Source organism: Allobosea sp. GW822-FHT03F07, from assembly GCF_058801345.1.
The window spans coordinates 271,174-286,332 of the sequence record NZ_JBXAND010000002.1 but is presented as its reverse complement, the minus strand read 5'-3'; the positions used below and the strand labels follow the sequence as shown (position 1 = coordinate 286,332).

13 protein-coding genes are annotated in these 15,159 nt (G+C 66.3%); 10 read left to right on the top strand and 3 right to left on the bottom strand.

Annotation, left to right across the window (positions count from 1 at the left end; genetic code table 11):
* Positions 1-99 precede the first annotated feature (99 nt).
* From AC1RMY_RS09930 to AC1RMY_RS09905, 6 genes are all read left to right on the top strand, one after another.
* The gene (locus AC1RMY_RS09930) at positions 100-798 is read left to right on the top strand and encodes a metal-dependent hydrolase (RefSeq protein WP_492863927.1); all 699 of its coding nucleotides are present in this window, start codon (positions 100-102) and stop codon (positions 796-798) included.
* 288 nt (positions 799-1,086) lie between these two features.
* Positions 1,087-1,374, top strand: a complete 288-nt coding sequence (gene gatC / locus AC1RMY_RS09925) for an Asp-tRNA(Asn)/Glu-tRNA(Gln) amidotransferase subunit GatC (RefSeq protein WP_492863925.1) — start codon at positions 1,087-1,089, stop codon at positions 1,372-1,374.
* A gap of 157 nt (positions 1,375-1,531) precedes the next feature.
* Positions 1,532-3,046, top strand: coding sequence for an Asp-tRNA(Asn)/Glu-tRNA(Gln) amidotransferase subunit GatA (gene gatA / locus AC1RMY_RS09920; protein WP_492863923.1), 1,515 nt, complete (start codon positions 1,532-1,534; stop codon positions 3,044-3,046).
* 174 nt (positions 3,047-3,220) lie between these two features.
* A complete protein-coding gene (locus tag AC1RMY_RS09915; protein ID WP_492863921.1) occupies positions 3,221-3,421 on the top strand; it encodes a hypothetical protein in 201 nt (66 codons plus the stop codon).
* A gap of 213 nt (positions 3,422-3,634) precedes the next feature.
* Positions 3,635-4,114 carry a hypothetical protein gene (locus AC1RMY_RS09910; protein WP_492863919.1) on the top strand — a complete coding sequence of 160 codons (480 nt, stop codon included), beginning with the start codon at positions 3,635-3,637 and terminating at the stop codon, positions 4,112-4,114.
* Entirely contained in the window at positions 4,107-5,339 is a 1,233-nt protein-coding gene (locus AC1RMY_RS09905; protein WP_492863917.1) for an HlyD family secretion protein, read from the top strand. Before AC1RMY_RS09910 ends, AC1RMY_RS09905 begins: the two co-directional genes overlap by 8 nt.
* Positions 5,340-5,460: 121 nt before the next feature.
* Here AC1RMY_RS09905 and AC1RMY_RS09900 read toward each other — a convergent pair whose 3' ends face one another.
* Complete coding sequence (locus tag AC1RMY_RS09900) at positions 5,461-8,652, bottom strand: efflux RND transporter permease subunit (RefSeq protein ID WP_492863915.1); 3,192 nt, start codon at positions 8,650-8,652, stop codon at positions 5,461-5,463.
* A 75-nt stretch (positions 8,653-8,727) separates the two neighbouring features.
* Positions 8,728-9,900 (bottom strand): efflux RND transporter periplasmic adaptor subunit, encoded by a 1,173-nt coding sequence (locus tag AC1RMY_RS09895; protein ID WP_492863914.1) that lies wholly within the window; start codon positions 9,898-9,900, stop codon positions 8,728-8,730.
* Positions 9,901-10,129: 229 nt separating this feature from the next.
* On the opposite strand from AC1RMY_RS09895, the gene gatB reads away from it, so the two are divergent.
* The 4 genes from gatB (at position 10,130) to AC1RMY_RS09875 (ending at position 13,641) form a co-directional block, all read left to right on the top strand.
* Entirely contained in the window at positions 10,130-11,608 is a 1,479-nt protein-coding gene (gene gatB, locus AC1RMY_RS09890) for an Asp-tRNA(Asn)/Glu-tRNA(Gln) amidotransferase subunit GatB (RefSeq protein WP_492863912.1), read from the top strand.
* A gap of 143 nt (positions 11,609-11,751) precedes the next feature.
* Entirely contained in the window at positions 11,752-12,258 is a 507-nt protein-coding gene (locus tag AC1RMY_RS09885; protein ID WP_492863910.1) for a GNAT family N-acetyltransferase, read from the top strand.
* A gap of 48 nt (positions 12,259-12,306) precedes the next feature.
* The gene (locus AC1RMY_RS09880; protein WP_492863909.1) at positions 12,307-12,795 is read left to right on the top strand and encodes a GNAT family N-acetyltransferase; all 489 of its coding nucleotides are present in this window, start codon (positions 12,307-12,309) and stop codon (positions 12,793-12,795) included.
* Between the two features lie 138 nt (positions 12,796-12,933).
* Positions 12,934-13,641, top strand: a complete 708-nt coding sequence (locus AC1RMY_RS09875) for a glutathione S-transferase N-terminal domain-containing protein (protein ID WP_492863907.1) — start codon at positions 12,934-12,936, stop codon at positions 13,639-13,641.
* A gap of 809 nt (positions 13,642-14,450) precedes the next feature.
* Here AC1RMY_RS09875 and AC1RMY_RS09870 read toward each other — a convergent pair.
* The gene (locus AC1RMY_RS09870; protein WP_492863905.1) at positions 14,451-14,849 is read right to left on the bottom strand and encodes a DUF2147 domain-containing protein; all 399 of its coding nucleotides are present in this window, start codon (positions 14,847-14,849) and stop codon (positions 14,451-14,453) included.
* Between the last annotated feature and the right edge of the window lie 310 nt (positions 14,850-15,159).

Genomic DNA, 15,159 nt, shown 5'->3' with positions numbered 1-15,159 from the left:
TGCAGCCAGCCTGCATGCGGCCGATGGCATTGTCGACTTGGTTGACCGGTCGGATCGGCCTAGACAGGAGCCGGCATTTCGAGAGCCTGGAGCCTTCGCATGAAACTCACCTGGTACGGCCATTCCGCCTTCCGCGCCGAAATCGACGGCGCCGTCATACTGATCGACCCCTTCTTTTCCGGGAATCCCGCGTTCGAGGGCGATGTCGCGGCGATTTCCGAGGGCGTGAGCCATATCGTCGTCACCCACGGCCATGGCGACCATGTCGGCGACACGCTCGCCATCGCCGGATCGACCGGCGCGACGGTGATCACCAACTACGATCTGGCCATGCATCTGGCCTCCAACGGCCTGAAGAGCTTCCAGCCGATGAACACCGGCGGTACCGTCGATCTCGGCGCGTTCAGCGTGACGCTGGTGCGCGCCGACCATTCGGCCGGCATGGGCGAGGGTGGCGTCAACGTCCCGGTCGGCAACGCCAATGGCGCCATCATCAAGGCTAAGGGCGAAAAGACGCTCTGGCACATGGGCGACACCGACATCTTCTCCGACATGGCGCTGCTCAGCGAGCTTCACGGCGTCGAGGCCTGCATCTGCCCGATCGGCGACCGCTTCACCATGGGTGGCAAGGTCGCCGCGCTCGCCATGACCCGCTTCGTCAAACCTAAGGTCGCGATTCCCTGCCACTACGGCACTTTCCCGATCATCGACCGGAATGCCGACGCCTTCGTCGCCGGGCTGAAGGGCAGCAACGTGCAGGCCCTGGTGCCGAAGAAGGGCGAGGCGTTTACAGTCTGAAGCGCTCCGCGATCCTTGCGAGAAAGGCGCGGGGAGCCCTCTCCCGGAGGGAGAGGGCAGGGTGGGGGGTAGGCCGTTGGATGCCTTGGCCTGAACCTGACCGTTTCTCCGTTCGGTGTTGGCGATCTTCCGGTCCAGGGGCCTACACCTCACCCCTACCCCTCTCCTTACAGGAGAGGGGATCCCGCGCCTGGCTGGATCGGTGATCTTCTTGCGGGCGCCTGATCCTGCGCTTATAGCCCTGACAGCAATCGGCGCCGCTGCGCCGCCCCCTTCCAGGAGTCCGCCATGTCGGTCGATCTCGCCACCGTCAAACGCGTCGCGCATCTGGCGCGCATCGCTGTGCCGGAGGGTGATCTGCCCAAGCTGCAAGGCGAACTCAACGCCATCCTCGGCTTCGTCGAGCAGTTGAACGAGGTCGATGTCTCCGGCGTCGAGCCGCTGACCTCTGTCACCCCGATGGCGATGAAGCAGCGCGAGGACGTCGTGAACGACGGCGAGATCGCGGCGAAGATCGTCGCCAACGCCCCGGCCGCCGAGGACGATTACTTCATGGTGCCGAAGGTGATCGAATAAAGCGCATCGCATCGCTTCGCTTTCGCTCCCGTCATCGCGAGCGCAGCGAAGCAACCCAGGAGCGGCAGAGCCCTACGTCTCCCTGGATTGCTTCGTCGCTTTGCTCCTCGCAATGACGACTTCGATCTGCCCGCCCGTACAGATGCTGGATAGCCCCGTGACCGATCTCACCCGCCTGACCCTGACGGAAGCCCGCGACGGGCTGAAGGCCAAGACCTTCTCCGCAACCGAGCTGACGAGCGCGCATATCGCCGCCGTCGAGAAAGCCCGCGCGCTCAACGCCTATGTGCTGGAGACCCCGGAACATGCGCTGAAGCAGGCTGCGGCCTCCGACGAAAAGCTCGCGAAGGGCGAGGCCCGACCGCTCGAGGGCCTACCGCTTGGCATCAAGGATCTCTTCGCCACCGAAGGCGTGCGCACCACCGCGTGCTCGAAGATCCTCGGCAATTTTGTGCCGCCCTATGAATCGACCGTCTCGGGCCAGCTCTGGCGCGACGGCGCCGTCATGCTCGGAAAGCTCAACAACGACGAATTCGCCATGGGCTCGTCGAACGAGACCTCGGCCTTTGGCAATGTCGTGAACCCCTGGCGCCGCAAGGGCTCGAATGTCTCGGCTGGACAAGGTGGTGCGATCGAAGGCAATCATCTCGTTCCCGGCGGCTCGTCGGGCGGCTCCGCCTCGGCGGTGGCGGCCGATCTCTGCCTGGCGGCGACAGCGACCGACACCGGCGGCTCGATCCGCCAGCCCGCGGCCTTCACCGGTACGGTCGGCATCAAGCCGACCTATGGCCGCTGCTCGCGCTGGGGCATTGTCGCCTTCGCCTCCTCGCTCGATCAGGCCGGGCCGATCGGCAAGAGCGTGCGCGACTGCGCCGTGATGCTGCGCTCCATGGCAGGCCACGACCCGAAGGATACGACCTCGGTCGACATCGCCGTGCCGGATTACGAGAAGGCCGTCGGCCGCTCCGTCAAGGGCATGAAGATCGGCATTCCCCGCGAGTATCGCCTCGACGGGCTCAACGCCGAGATCGACGCGCTCTGGCAGAAGGGCATCGACTGGCTGAAAGCCGCCGGCGCCGAGATCGTCGAGATCTCCCTGCCTCACACGAAATACGCGCTGCCGGCCTATTACATCGTCGCGCCGGCCGAGGCCTCCTCCAACCTCGCCCGCTATGACGGCGTCCGCTATGGCCTGCGCGAGCAGGGCCGCGACATCGTCGAGATGTATGAGAAGACCCGCGCCGCCGGCTTCGGCGCCGAGGTCAAGCGCCGCATCATGATCGGCACCTATGTGCTCTCGGCCGGCTATTACGACGCCTATTACGTCCGCGCCCAGAAGGTCCGTACCCTGATCAAGCGCGACTTCGATCAGGCCTACGCCGCCGGCATCGACGCCGTCCTGACGCCCGCGACACCGTCAGCGGCCTTCGGAATAGGCGAGAAGGGCACCGCCGACCCGGTCGAGATGTACCTCAACGACGTCTTCACGGTGACGGTGAACATGGCCGGCCTGCCCGGCATCGCCGTTCCCGCCGGCCTCGACGCGCAGGGCCTGCCGCTCGGCCTGCAGCTCATCGGGCGGCCCTTCGACGAGGAGACGCTGTTCACGCTCGGCCAGGTCATCGAGGATGCCGCCGGCCGCTTCCCGGTCGCCGAGCGCTGGTGGGGCTGAGGCCAGCGCGCAGTCGCTGGCTCGGCTCGTCGCCTTGACGATCGGGCGCCGGTCGCGCTCGCGGCCGGCCTGACGGCAAGTCCGCATCCCGGGTCCGGATCGAAGAGGATCGACGCCGGCCCATGCGGCGGGCGACTCCTGTGCTATGCTCTTCGGCAAGCATGGGAGGTTTTCGTGATTACTGTCAAAATCGCGGCAGACCCCGCAGGCGGAATTGCCGAGGGCATGGTGTCATGGCGCGGCCTAAGCATCGTCGTCACGATCCCTACGCATGAAGGCCGTGACCCGAAAGACCTGCAGCAGGCTGCGATCGATCGCGCCGTCGAGGTCGCCAAAGCCTTCATCTTTGCTCAGAAGGGCCGGTCTGACGCCTGAGGCTCCAATGGCCTGACGCTGCAAGAACGGCGCAGGTTCAGCTGAGGCCCGGGCGAAGGCGCGGCCATTTGACTCCCTCTTCCGATCGGCGTCAGATCGCCTGACGCTTGGGCAAAAGACGTCGCGCATTTGTCATGGGCGGCGGCGAGCGATAGCCAGGCCGGCTGCCGAGGCGGAGGAAGCCGGTCCGGGCGCAGGGCGGGGAGGCTTCCTTTGACAACTCCGATTCATCCGGTGGCGACGCATCATCTGCCGGCTTTCATAACGCCACCGGGCCAGACCGATATTCTGCTGGTCGTGGCGATCCTGATCCTGCTGGGCTCGGTGCTCGGCGTGGGCCTGATCTTCCTGCGGCTGCACACGCTGCCGGAGCGGATGGCGCACAAGGCGCACAAGCTCCAGTTCGAGATCGTCGCGGTGCTCGGCCTGCTCGCGCTCTTCACCCATGTCCATCTGTTCTGGGTCGCCGGCCTGCTGCTGGCGCTGATCGAGATTCCCGATTTCTGGAACCCGCTGCGCCGGATGGCCGGATCGCTCGAGAAGATCGCCGGGTTGGCGCCGGGGAGCGGAGGGGATCAACCGGAGGAGACTCCCGTGGCGCCGCCGTCGGAGCCCGAATCTGCGCCTGCGTCGGCCGAGGCCAGGCGCGATGCCCGCAAGCACGACCAGGATGGAGCACCCGCCCATGCTTGAGATCATGCTCTGCTCGCTGCTGACGATCCTGCCCGACTACCTCTATCGCCGTTACCGGCAGGGCAAGCGGATCGGCCGCGAGATCACGCTCTACTCCGTCTGGTTCGAACTGCGCTGGGGCATCATCACCTGCCTGATGCTCACCGTCGGCCTGATCACGGTGATCTTCTACAACCATCCCTCGACGACGAGCGCGACACTGTTCTTCCGGACGGTGCCGATCGTCCCGGAAACGATCGGGCGGGTGGCGGAGGTCCATGTTCGCATCGGTGACAAGGTTGCTCAGGGAGCCCCCATCTTCACACTCGACAGCTCCAAGCAGGAGGCAGAGGCCGAAGCAGCGCGTCGCAAGATCGCCGAGGCTGATGCAGCGCTCGCAGTGGCCAGGGTCGATATCCTGACCAACGAAGCCAAAATTCTGGAGGCGAAGAGCGATCTCCAGCAGGCGGTCGACGAACTCCGCACCAAGGAGGAGCTGAAGGCACGCAACTCCGGCACCGTGCCCGAACGCGAGATCGAGCGGCTCCGACTGCTCGTCGAGGGCCGGGAGGCCTCCGTCGCCGCCGCGACCGCGAGCCGCGAAGGCGCGCAGACACGAATCGGGGTGCTGCTCCCTGCCGAGAAGGCGAGCGCCCAGGCGGCTCTGGCCCAGGCCGAGGTCGAGCTCGGCAAGACGGTGATCCGCGCCGGCTTCACTGGCCATATCGAGCAGTTCGCGCTGCGGGTCGGCGATGTGGTGAATCCTTTGATGCGGCCGGCCGGCGTCCTGATCCCGGAGGAGGCCGGACGAAGAGGGCTCCAGGCCGGCTTCGGCCAGGTCGAGGCGCAGGTGCTCAAGGTCGGCATGATCGCCGAGGTGACGTGCCTGTCGAAGCCCTGGACGATCATCCCGATGGTGGTCACCGATGTTCAGGACTTCATCGCCGCCGGGCAGTTCCGCGCCGGCGAACTGCTCGTCGACGCCCAGCAGGTGAGGGCGCCCGGTACGATCCTCACCTTCCTCGAGCCGCTCTACGAGGGCGGCCTGAACGGTGTCATGCCCGGCAGCAGTTGCATCGCCAACGCCTACAGCAGCAACCATGATCTGATCGCGTCGGGGAAAATCGGTACGGTGCGCGCCGTGGCGCTGCATGCGGTCGATGCGGTCGGGCTCGTCCATGCGCTGCTGCTGCGCATCCAGGCGGCGGTGCTGCCGATCAAGCTGCTGGTCTTCGGCGGGCACTGAGCGGCCCGGCCGCACGGGGCGGGCGACCGGGCCAGATCTTTCGCAGAACGAAAAAGGGCCGCGCGAGCGGCCCTTTCTCTTTGTCGGTGCAAGCGGCGGATGGTCCCGCTGCCGTCGAGGATCAGTGCGCGGCGCCCGGCTGCTCTGCAACCTGGGCTGACTTCCGCTTCTTGCCCAGATCGGCCAGCCAGCGGACCATCACATAGAACACCGGGGTGAAGATCAGGCCGAAGAAGGTCACGCCGATCATGCCGGAGAACACCGCGATGCCCATCGCCTGCCGCATCTCGGCGCCGGCCCCGACCGAAATCGTCAGCGGCAGCACGCCCAGGATGAAGGCGAGCGAGGTCATCAGGATCGGCCGCAACCGGGTGCGGGCGGCGGCGATCGCAGCCTCGCGCCGGTTCATGCCTTCGTCCTCGGCCTGCTTGGCAAATTCGACGATCAGAATCGCGTTCTTAGCCGCCAGGCCGACGAGCACGACGAGGCCGATATCGACCAGGATGTTGCGGTCGAGCCCCTGATAGTTCACGCCGAGCATCGCCGCGAGGATACACATCGGCACGATCAGGATGACCGCGAGCGGCAGCATCCAACTCTCATAGAGCGCCGCCAGCAGCAGGAAGACGAAGACCACGGCGAGGCCGAAGGCGACGATCGCGGTATTGCCGGCGAGCTTTTCCTGGAGCGCGATCTCGGTCCATTCGAAGCCGAAGCCCGCAGGCAGCCGCTCCGCCGCGATCTTCTCGACCGCCGCGATGCCCTGGCCCGTCGAGAAGCCACGCGCCATCGAGAGCTGCACCTCGGCCGCCGGGAACAGGTTGTAGCGCGGCACGCGATAGGCGCCGGTTGTGTTCGAGAACGAGGCCACCGAGCCGATCGGCACCATCTCGCCATCCGTGTTGCGGGTCTTGAGGTTGGCGACGTCGCGCAGGTCGAGGCGGAAGGGATTATCCGCCTGTGCGGTCACACGGTAGGTGCGGCCGAGCAGGTTGAAGTCGTTGATATAGGCCGAGCCCATATAGACCGACAGCGTCTCGAAGACGCGCGTGATCGGCACGCCGAGCATTTCCGCCTTGGTGCGGTCGATGTCGGCGAAGACCTGCGGCGTCTTGGTAGAGAACAGCGTGAAGGGCTGTTGGATGCCCGGAACCTGGCCGGCTGAACCCGCTACGACCCAGGTCGCGCCTTCGAGCGCGGCCAGGCCTCGCCCGGAGCGATCCTGGACATAGCCCTTGAGGCCGCCGCCGGTGCCGATGCCCGGCACCGCCGGGGGCTCGATCACCAGCGCGAAGGCCTCGCTGATCGAGAACATCTGCCGGCGCAGATCGCCGAGGATGCCTTGCGTCGTCAGCCCGTCCTTCTCGCGTTCGGCGAAAGGCTTCAGGCTGACGAAGACGACGCCCGTGTTCGGAGCGATCGTGAAGGTCGCTCCGTCGAGGCCCGCGAAGGCGATGGCGTGCGCGACGCCCGGCCGCGACAGCAGGAGGTCGGAAGCCTTGCGGATCACCTCGTCGGTGCGCGGCAACGAGGCGCCGGGCGGGAGCTGGAAGGCGGCGATGAAATAGCCGCGGTCGAGCTGCGGCACGAGGCCGGTCGGCGTCGCGGTCAGCCGGTGCGCGGTCAGCGCGATCAGTCCGGCATAGGCGACGAGCAGGATCACCGCGAAGCGGATCAGCCGCGACGTCACGGCGCCGTAGCTGCGCGAGAGCCAGTCGAAGGCCTTGTTGAAGTAGTGGAAGAAGCCGCGGACCGGCGCGCCCAGCGCGTAGAGGAAACCCTTCTTCTTGCCCTCGTCATGGCCATGCGGCTTGAGCAGCAGCGCCGCCAGCGCCGGCGACAGGGTCAGCGAGACGAAGCAGGAGATCGCCGTCGAAGCCGCGATCGTGACCGCGAATTGCTGGTAGAAAGTGCCCTGCAGGCCGCTGATGAAGGCGGTCGGGATGAACACGGCGCAGAGCACCAGCGCGATGGCGAGCAGCGCGCCGCCGACCTCGTCCATCGTCTTGTGCGCCGCCTCCTTCGCCGAGAGCCCCTGGGCCAGATAGCGTTCGACGTTCTCGACCACGACGATGGCGTCGTCGACGACGATGCCGATGGCGAGCACCAGCGCCAGCAGCGAGATCGTGTTGAAGGAGATGCCGACCACCGACATGACGAGGAACGTGCCGACCAGCGAAACCGGAATCGCGATGATCGGGATGATCGCCGCGCGCCAGGTCTGCAGGAACAGGATCACCACGATCACAACGAGCGCGACCGCCTCGATCAGGGTGTGGACGACCGCCCGGACCGATTCCGCGATGAATTCCGTCGGATTGTAGATGATGCGGTGCTCGAGCCCGGAGGGGAACTCGCGCGACATCGTCTCCATGGTCTTGATCAGGGCGTCGGCCGTGGCGAGCGCGTTCGAGCCCGGCCGCTGGAAGATGCCGATCGCGACGGCGTTCTGGTTATCGAGATAGGCGTTGGTGGTATAGTCCTGCGAGCCGAGCTCAACCCGGGCGATGTCGCGGATGCGGATCGTGCCGCCATTGGCGTCCGAGCGCACGACGATGTTCTCGAACTCGGCGATGTCGGTCAGGCGCCCGAGCGTATTGACGGAGAGCTGGAAGGCGCCGTCGGACTTCGCTGGCGGCTGGTTGATCGCGCCGGCGGCGACCTGCACGTTGGCTGCCCGCAGCGCAAGGACGACGTCGCCGGCGGTCAGGTTGCGCGAGGCGACCTTGGCTGGGTCGAGCCAGACGCGCATCGAGAAATCGCGCGCGCCGAAGACCTGGACGTTGCCTACGCCGTCGATGCGGGTCAGCACGTCCTTGACGTTGAGCGTGGCGTAGTTCGAGACGTATTGGGCGTCGCGCGAGCCGTCCGGCGAGATCATGTTGATGACCATCATCAGATCGGGCGAGGCCTTGCGCGTCTGGATGCCGAGCGCACGCACGTCCTGCGGCAGCCGGGGCTCGGCGGCCGAGACGCGGTTCTGCACCAGCACCTGCGCCTGGTCGATGTCGACGCCGGATTTGAACACGACGTTGATCGTCACCCGCCCGTCGCCGGTCGACTGCGAGGTGATGTAGAGCATGTCGTCGACGCCGTTCACCTCCTGCTCGATCGGGGTCGCGACGGTGGCCGCGACGACCTCGGCCGAGGCGCCGGGATAGGTCGCCGTGATGGACACGGTCGGCGGCGCGATCTCGGGATATTCCGCGATCGGCAGGCCGCGCTGGGCGATGGCGCCGGCGATCGTCAGCAGCACCGAGAGCACGGTGGCGAAGATCGGCCGGTCGATGAAGAAATGGGCGAAGCGGAACATGAAAGGGTGTCCTGGCCTGACGTCAGGGCGGACGGCCTATGGCCGTCCGAGGTGAACTATCGAAGGCTGCTGCGATCAGTTCGACGCGGCGAGCTTGATCTCGCCGGGGGTCGGGGTGACGGCTGCGCCCGGCCGCACCATCGGGTTGGCGAAGCCGCCGACGACGACCTTGTCCTGCGGCGTCAGCCCGCTGCGGATGACGCGCAGGCCCCCTGTGATCTGGCCGAGCACCACGGGCTTCGGCACGATCTTGTTCTCCGGCCCGACGGTCAGGACGATCTTGTTGGCCTGGTCGGAGACCACGACGGCGTCCGGGACCAGCAGGGCATCGGCCTCGCCGGAATAGATGCGCAGCCGTCCGAAGGTGCCGGGCGTCAGGAACTCGTCCTTGTTCGCGAACACGACACGGCCGCGGATCGTGCCCGAGCGCGCATTGAGCGCGTTGTCGACGAAGTCGATCCGGCCGCGACGCTTCCACTGCTGCTCGTCCGAGAGACGAACCTCGGCGACGATGCCGTCATCGCGCGAGGCGCCGGTGCGCAGGCTCATCGCTTGGCGCTGATAGCGCAGATAATCGGCCTCGGAGGCATCGAAGGTGAAGTAGATCGGATCGAGCGCGACGATCGTCGTCAGCAGCGTCGCGCCCGACTGGCCGCCGGCGATCAGGTTGCCGGAGTCGACGCGGCGGTTGGAGATACGGCCCGCCAGCGGCGACCGGACCTCGGTCCATTCCAGATTGAGCTCGGCCGTCTTGAGATTGGCCTCGGCGCCCTGCAGCGTGCCGATCGCGCTGTTCAGGTTGGCCCGGCGCTGGTCGACGTCGCGCGCTGTGATGGTCCGGTTCTGCGTCAGGCCTTCGGCGCGCTCGACTTCGTTCTGCGCGAGCTCGACCTGCGCCTTGGCGCGGGCGACCTCGGCCCGGGCGGCGTCCACCGCAAGCCTGTAGGGGCGGGGGTCGATGGTGAAGAGCAGGTCGCCCTTCTTGACCAGGTCGCCGTCCCGGAAATGTACCGCGTCCAGGAAGCCCGAGACGCGTGCGCGCACCTCGACCTGCTCGCTCGCCTCGAAGCGCCCGGTGAACTCGTCCCAGTTGGTGACGCGCTGGGCCAGCGGCGCGGAAACCTGGACCGGTGGGGCCGGGGGCGCACCCTGCGCAAAGGCATCATGGGGCAGCAGCGCAACGGCAGAGATCATCAGCGTCGCGGCAGACAGGGCGACGAGCATCAGGCCCGGGCGGCGGTTCAACATGGCGAAACTCCGGATGGCTTGGCCGCGCGATCCTGACGGATAGCCGGCGCGTGCCGTTACAAGAGGTGTCGAGTGACGATTGTCAAGAACCATCACCCATCATGGGCGCAAGAATGAGCCACAATATGACACAATCCCGACAAGAGGTGTCGGCAGCGCAACAGAAGCTTGCCGCCCGCCCGCCAAGATCGTAACCGGTAGGCGACCCTTTCGAGCCGGAAGACCGACGATGAACGCGCATGCCCGCCCCGCCGACCCGAAGAAGCTGATCAAGGGGGCGACCGGCGACTGGGAGATTGTGATCGGCATGGAAATCCATGCGCAGGTCACCTCCAACGCCAAGCTGTTTTCGGGCTCCTCGACCGGTTTCGGCGCCGAGCCCAACGCCCATGTCAGCCTCGTCGATGCCGCGATGCCCGGCATGCTGCCGGTCATCAACGCCGAATGCGTGCGCCAGGCCGTCCGCACGGGTCTCGGCCTGAATGCGCAGGTCAACAAGCGGTCCGTCTTCGACCGCAAGAACTACTTCTACCCCGATCTGCCGCAGGGTTACCAGATCAGCCAGTACAAGAGCCCGATCATCGGCGAGGGTGAGATCGTTGTCGACCTGTCGCCGACCGAGCAGATCACCGTCGGCATCGAGCGCCTGCACCTGGAGCAGGACGCCGGCAAGTCGATCCACGACCAGCACCCGACGATGAGCTTCGTCGACCTGAACCGCTCGGGCGTCGCGCTGATGGAGATCGTCTCGCGGCCGGACCTGCGCTCGGCCGACGAGGCCAAGGCCTATGTCACGAAGCTGCGCACCATCCTGCGCTATCTCGGCACCTGTGACGGCGACATGGAGAAGGGCAACCTCCGCGCCGACGTCAACGTCTCCGTCCGCAAGCCCGGCGCCGAGTTCGGCACGCGCTGCGAGATCAAGAACGTCAACTCGATCCGCTTCATCGGCCAGGCGGTCGATGTCGAAGCGCGTCGCCAGATCGGCATCCTCGAGGATGGCGGCACGATCGACCAGGAAACCCGCCTCTACGATCCGGCCAAGGGCGAGACCCGCTCGATGCGCTCGAAGGAAGAGGCGCATGACTACCGCTATTTCCCCGATCCCGACCTGCTGCCGCTCGAATTCGACGACGCCTTCGTCGAGGATCTGAAGGCCGCGCTGCCGGAGCTGCCGGACGCCAAGAAGGCGCGCTTCATCGCCGAATACGGCCTCTCGCCCTATGACGCCTCGGTGCTCGTCGCCGAGCGCGAGCAGGCCGACTATTTCGAGGCCGTGGCGAAACGCCGCGACGGCAAGGCCGCCGCCAACTGGGTCATCAACGAGCTGTTCGGCCGCCTCAACAAGGAAGGTCAGGACGTGACGACCTCGCCGGTCTCGGCCGCCCAGCTCGGCGGTCTCGTCGACCTGATCGGGGAGGGCACGATCTCCGGCCGCATCGCCAAGGACCTGTTCGAGATCCTGTGGTCGGAAGGCGGCGATCCGCGCGAGATCGTCGAGGCGCGCGGCATGAAGCAGGTCACCGATACCGGCGCGATCGAAAAGGCCGTCGACGAGCTGATCGCGGCGAACCCGGACAAGGTCGAGCAGGTCAAGGCCAAGCCGACCATGCTGGGCTGGTTCGTCGGCCAGGCGATGAAGGCCTCCGGCGGCAAGGCCAATCCGCAGGCGCTGAACGAGATCTTGAAGAAGAAGCTGGGAATTTGACTCTCACACACGCCGTCATCCCGGACGCAGCGAAGCGGAGATCCGGGATCCATGCCTGAACCTTCCTCCGAAGCGCTCCGGCATGGATCCCGGGTCAAGCCCGGGATGACGGCGTTGTTTCCTGCGCGAGCTGGACGATCGGAATGACCCCCGACGGTCTCATCATCCGTGACGCCGAAGCCGCCGACCTGCCGGCGGTGCGGGCGCTGTTGGTCGAGACCTGGCATGCCACCTATGACGGCATCTATGGCTGGCAGCGCGTCGCCGAGATCACCAATGCCTGGCATTCGCTCGACAATCTCGCCGCCCAGCTCGGCCGCGAGAACGGCGCCTTCCTGGTCGCGCTGGTCGGCAGCGAGATCATTGGCACCGCCTCGGCACGGCTTGAGCGCGACAATGCGGCTCTGCTGACGCGGCTTTACGTGCTGCCGACCTATCAGGGCATCGGTATCGGCCGCACCCTGCTGCAGGTCGCGCTGGCCTGCTTTCCGCAGGCGCCCGTCGCGCGGCTCGAGGTCGAGAGCCAGAACGAGTTGGCGATCGCCTTCTATGAGCGCATGGGCTTCTTCCTGCAGCGCCAGGCTCGCTTCGACGGCCGTGACGATACGCCCAACACGCTGCTGATGGCCAAGCGCCTGTTCGCCGAGTGAGCCACAACGTCCAAGCCCAGACTTCAGCCCGACCGGGGACTGCCTTCGATGGATACCGCTAAACCCGACACAACCGGCATCGCCATCCGCCGCGCCCGCCGCGAGGACGTCGCCCGTATCGCCGAGCTGATTATGCTCGGCGCACCGACGCAGTCGATGACACCTGCCGAGATCGAAGCGGAGGCGGCCCATCCCGACTATCTCGACGCCTTCGCCAGGATCGAGACCTCGCCGAACGACGCCGTCTTCGTCGCCGAAGAGGCCGGCGCCGTCATCGGCACCTTCCAGGTCACGCTGATCCCCGGCCTGATTGCGCGCGGACGGGTGCGCGCCAAGTTCGAGAGCGTCCATGTCGCCCCGGAGCGGCGCGGGCAGGGCATCGGAGCCCTCATGATCGCCCACGCGCTTGCCTTCGCGCGCCAGAAGGGGGCAGGGATGGCCGAACTGACCTCGAACAAGGCGAGGACGGACGCCCACCGCTTCTATGTCCGGCTCGGCTTCGAGCAGAGCCATGAGGGCTTCAAGATGGTGCTCTGAGGCGGGCTCCGGCGGCTTTCGCATCCAACGCCACGGCATGGCGAAGCTGCACGGCGCGATGGCCGCAGCCCTTTCTCAACGATCGGAACAGGCCTACAAACCCGGCTCCCTCGTCTGCACAGTGACTGGAAGCCACGCATGTCCGCGAGCCAGACCAAGCCGATCGACCTCTATTACTGGCCCACCCCGAATGGATGGAAGATCACCATCATGCTGGAGGAGTGCGGGCTGCCCTATCACGTGATCCCGGTGAACATCGGCAAGGGCGACCAGTTCAAGCCGGAATTCCTGGCGATCTCCCCGAACAACCGCATGCCGGCGATCGTCGATCCCGAGGGACCCGACGGCAAGCCGATCTCGGTCTTCGAATCCGGCGCGATCCTGCAATATCTCGGCCGCAAGACCGGGCAGTTCTACCCCGCCGACGAGCGCGCCCGCGTCGCCGTCGACGAATGGCTGTTCTGGCAGATGGGCGGCTTCGGTCCGATGCTCGGCCAGACCCATCATTTCCGGCTCTATGCGCCCGAGAAGATCCCCTACGCCATCGATCGCTACACCAACGAGGCCAACCGGCTCTACGGCGTCCTGAACAAGCGCCTGGAGGGCCGCGAGTACATCTGCGGCGAATACTCGATCGCCGACATGGCCTGCATCGGCTGGGCCCGCGGTTGGGAGAAGCAGGGACAGGACCTCAAGCAGTTTCCCCACTTCGCGCGCTGGCTCGAGACCATGCTCGCGCGACCGGCCGTCCAGCGCGGCATCAAGGTCGGCGAAGCCCTGCGCAACCCCGCCGGCATCAGCACGCCCGAGGAGAAGGCGATCCTGTTCGGTCAGAAGGCGCGCTGAGCGGTTCCGGCAAGCCTCGCTCGGACCGCCACGACACCCGCACCGTCATTCCGGACAAGCCGCGAAGCGGCGCCGATCCAGAATCCATCATAGAGCCAAATCGATGCCAGGATCCGCCCTCCGATGGATTCCGGGTCTTCGCTGCGCTCGCCCGGAATGACGGTGAGGGGATGATTGGCCGTCGCGACGCACTGAAAGCCCCGTCCGGCCGATCGCCGCGGGGTTTCCGGCTGATGCGTATCCAAGGGGATGCGCGGGACGAGGTAGCGTCGCAGTCGACGGCTGCGTGCCGATGTCGATGTCGAATGTCGTGTCGAAGCAGCGCTGTCAGCCGCCGCCGGCCTTTTAGAGCATAGGTCTTGCCCGCGCGCAGGTCTTTGATGCCGCCAGATCGCCTTCTGGTTATCCGTGTCACGGGTCCCGCAGCCTGACTCACCTGCGCGATGGCGATCTGCGCCTCCGTTGTCCTGAAGCCCGCAACGGCTTTGGACGACGAAACCCGCAAACCCCGCCCGGCCGCACGATGCCTCGCGACAGCCCCCTTGGTCGGGCGGAGCGAGGGCAGATTATGCATGGGGCAATGGGGTGGGGATAAGTCTTTCGAGGGAATGCGCCGCCTCTCACCCTTCTCCCCTTGCGGGAGAAGGTGGCGGCGCGCAGCGCCGACGAATGAGGGGGGCGCCGCGACTTGCTCCACCGAACACGAGGCTGATTGGGTAGCGCACGGCGCCCCCTCATCCGCCACTGCCGGGGCACCTTCTCCCGCGAGGAGAGAAGGGATCGCGCCTGTCGTCAGCGGCGCGAATGCGTTAATTCGCCCGCACCCACTTCACCGAGCGGCAGATCAGCCCGCCCATGACGCAGCCCGACGTCGTCAGCGAATCGCCCGAGAGCGTCATCGTGCCGGAATAGGTCTTGCCGTCCTCGGGGTTGAAGGCGCTGCCGGCCCATTTGCCGTCGCCGGAGGGCTTCATGTCGTAGAAGATGCGCTGCCCGACCTTGGCCGGGCCATTCGTGTCCTTGAGCCAGGCGAGCGTGCCGCAGACGGCATCGCCGCATTTGGCGAAGCGCACGCGCGAGGCGCCGGTGTCGCGCTGCCAGGTGCCCGAGACATCCTGCGCCAGGGCCGAGCCCGCGCCGGCGAGGCCGAGGACGCTGAGGCCGAGCCCGGCCAGCCATGCACGCGCTGCGTTCGATCCGATAGGCATGAGGTTTCTCCCTGTTCGACCACGCTATCTTGCATGGTTCAGATATGAACTATATCGGAGAAGCTAACGACCTCAAGCTGCCACAGCGGCAGCGAGAATGCCGCCTTCCGCAAGGGAGGGTGAATCCTCCGTCAACGGGTTCGCTCGCATTCGCCCTGCGAGCCATTGAAAACATTGCGTTTTCGGCGATTCGAAGATGAATCGAGCGTTGACTTAACCGCTCGCTCATTTCTCGTTGAGCTTCGATTCATCGCGAATTTTAGCCGCCCCTTTAAGCCCCGCCGCCAATCTCGGCCTCGACAAGCCGGGG

What these genes read in the sequence shown, in the direction of transcription:
- gatC (WP_492863925.1), top strand. Translation starts at nt 1,087, where the DNA reads ATGTCGGTCGATCTCGCCACCGTCAAACGCGTCGCGCATCTGGCGCGC.
- AC1RMY_RS09885 (WP_492863910.1), top strand. Translation starts at nt 11,752, where the DNA reads ATGACCCCCGACGGTCTCATCATCCGTGACGCCGAAGCCGCCGACCTG.
- AC1RMY_RS09895 (WP_492863914.1), bottom strand. Translation starts at nt 9,900, where the DNA reads ATGTTGAACCGCCGCCCGGGCCTGATGCTCGTCGCCCTGTCTGCCGCG.
- AC1RMY_RS09880 (WP_492863909.1), top strand. Translation starts at nt 12,307, where the DNA reads ATGGATACCGCTAAACCCGACACAACCGGCATCGCCATCCGCCGCGCC.
- AC1RMY_RS09875 (WP_492863907.1), top strand. Translation starts at nt 12,934, where the DNA reads ATGTCCGCGAGCCAGACCAAGCCGATCGACCTCTATTACTGGCCCACC.
- AC1RMY_RS09905 (WP_492863917.1), top strand. Translation starts at nt 4,107, where the DNA reads ATGCTTGAGATCATGCTCTGCTCGCTGCTGACGATCCTGCCCGACTAC.
- AC1RMY_RS09870 (WP_492863905.1), bottom strand. Translation starts at nt 14,849, where the DNA reads ATGCCTATCGGATCGAACGCAGCGCGTGCATGGCTGGCCGGGCTCGGC.
- AC1RMY_RS09900 (WP_492863915.1), bottom strand. Translation starts at nt 8,652, where the DNA reads ATGTTCCGCTTCGCCCATTTCTTCATCGACCGGCCGATCTTCGCCACC.
- AC1RMY_RS09930 (WP_492863927.1), top strand. Translation starts at nt 100, where the DNA reads ATGAAACTCACCTGGTACGGCCATTCCGCCTTCCGCGCCGAAATCGAC.
- gatB (WP_492863912.1), top strand. Translation starts at nt 10,130, where the DNA reads ATGAACGCGCATGCCCGCCCCGCCGACCCGAAGAAGCTGATCAAGGGG.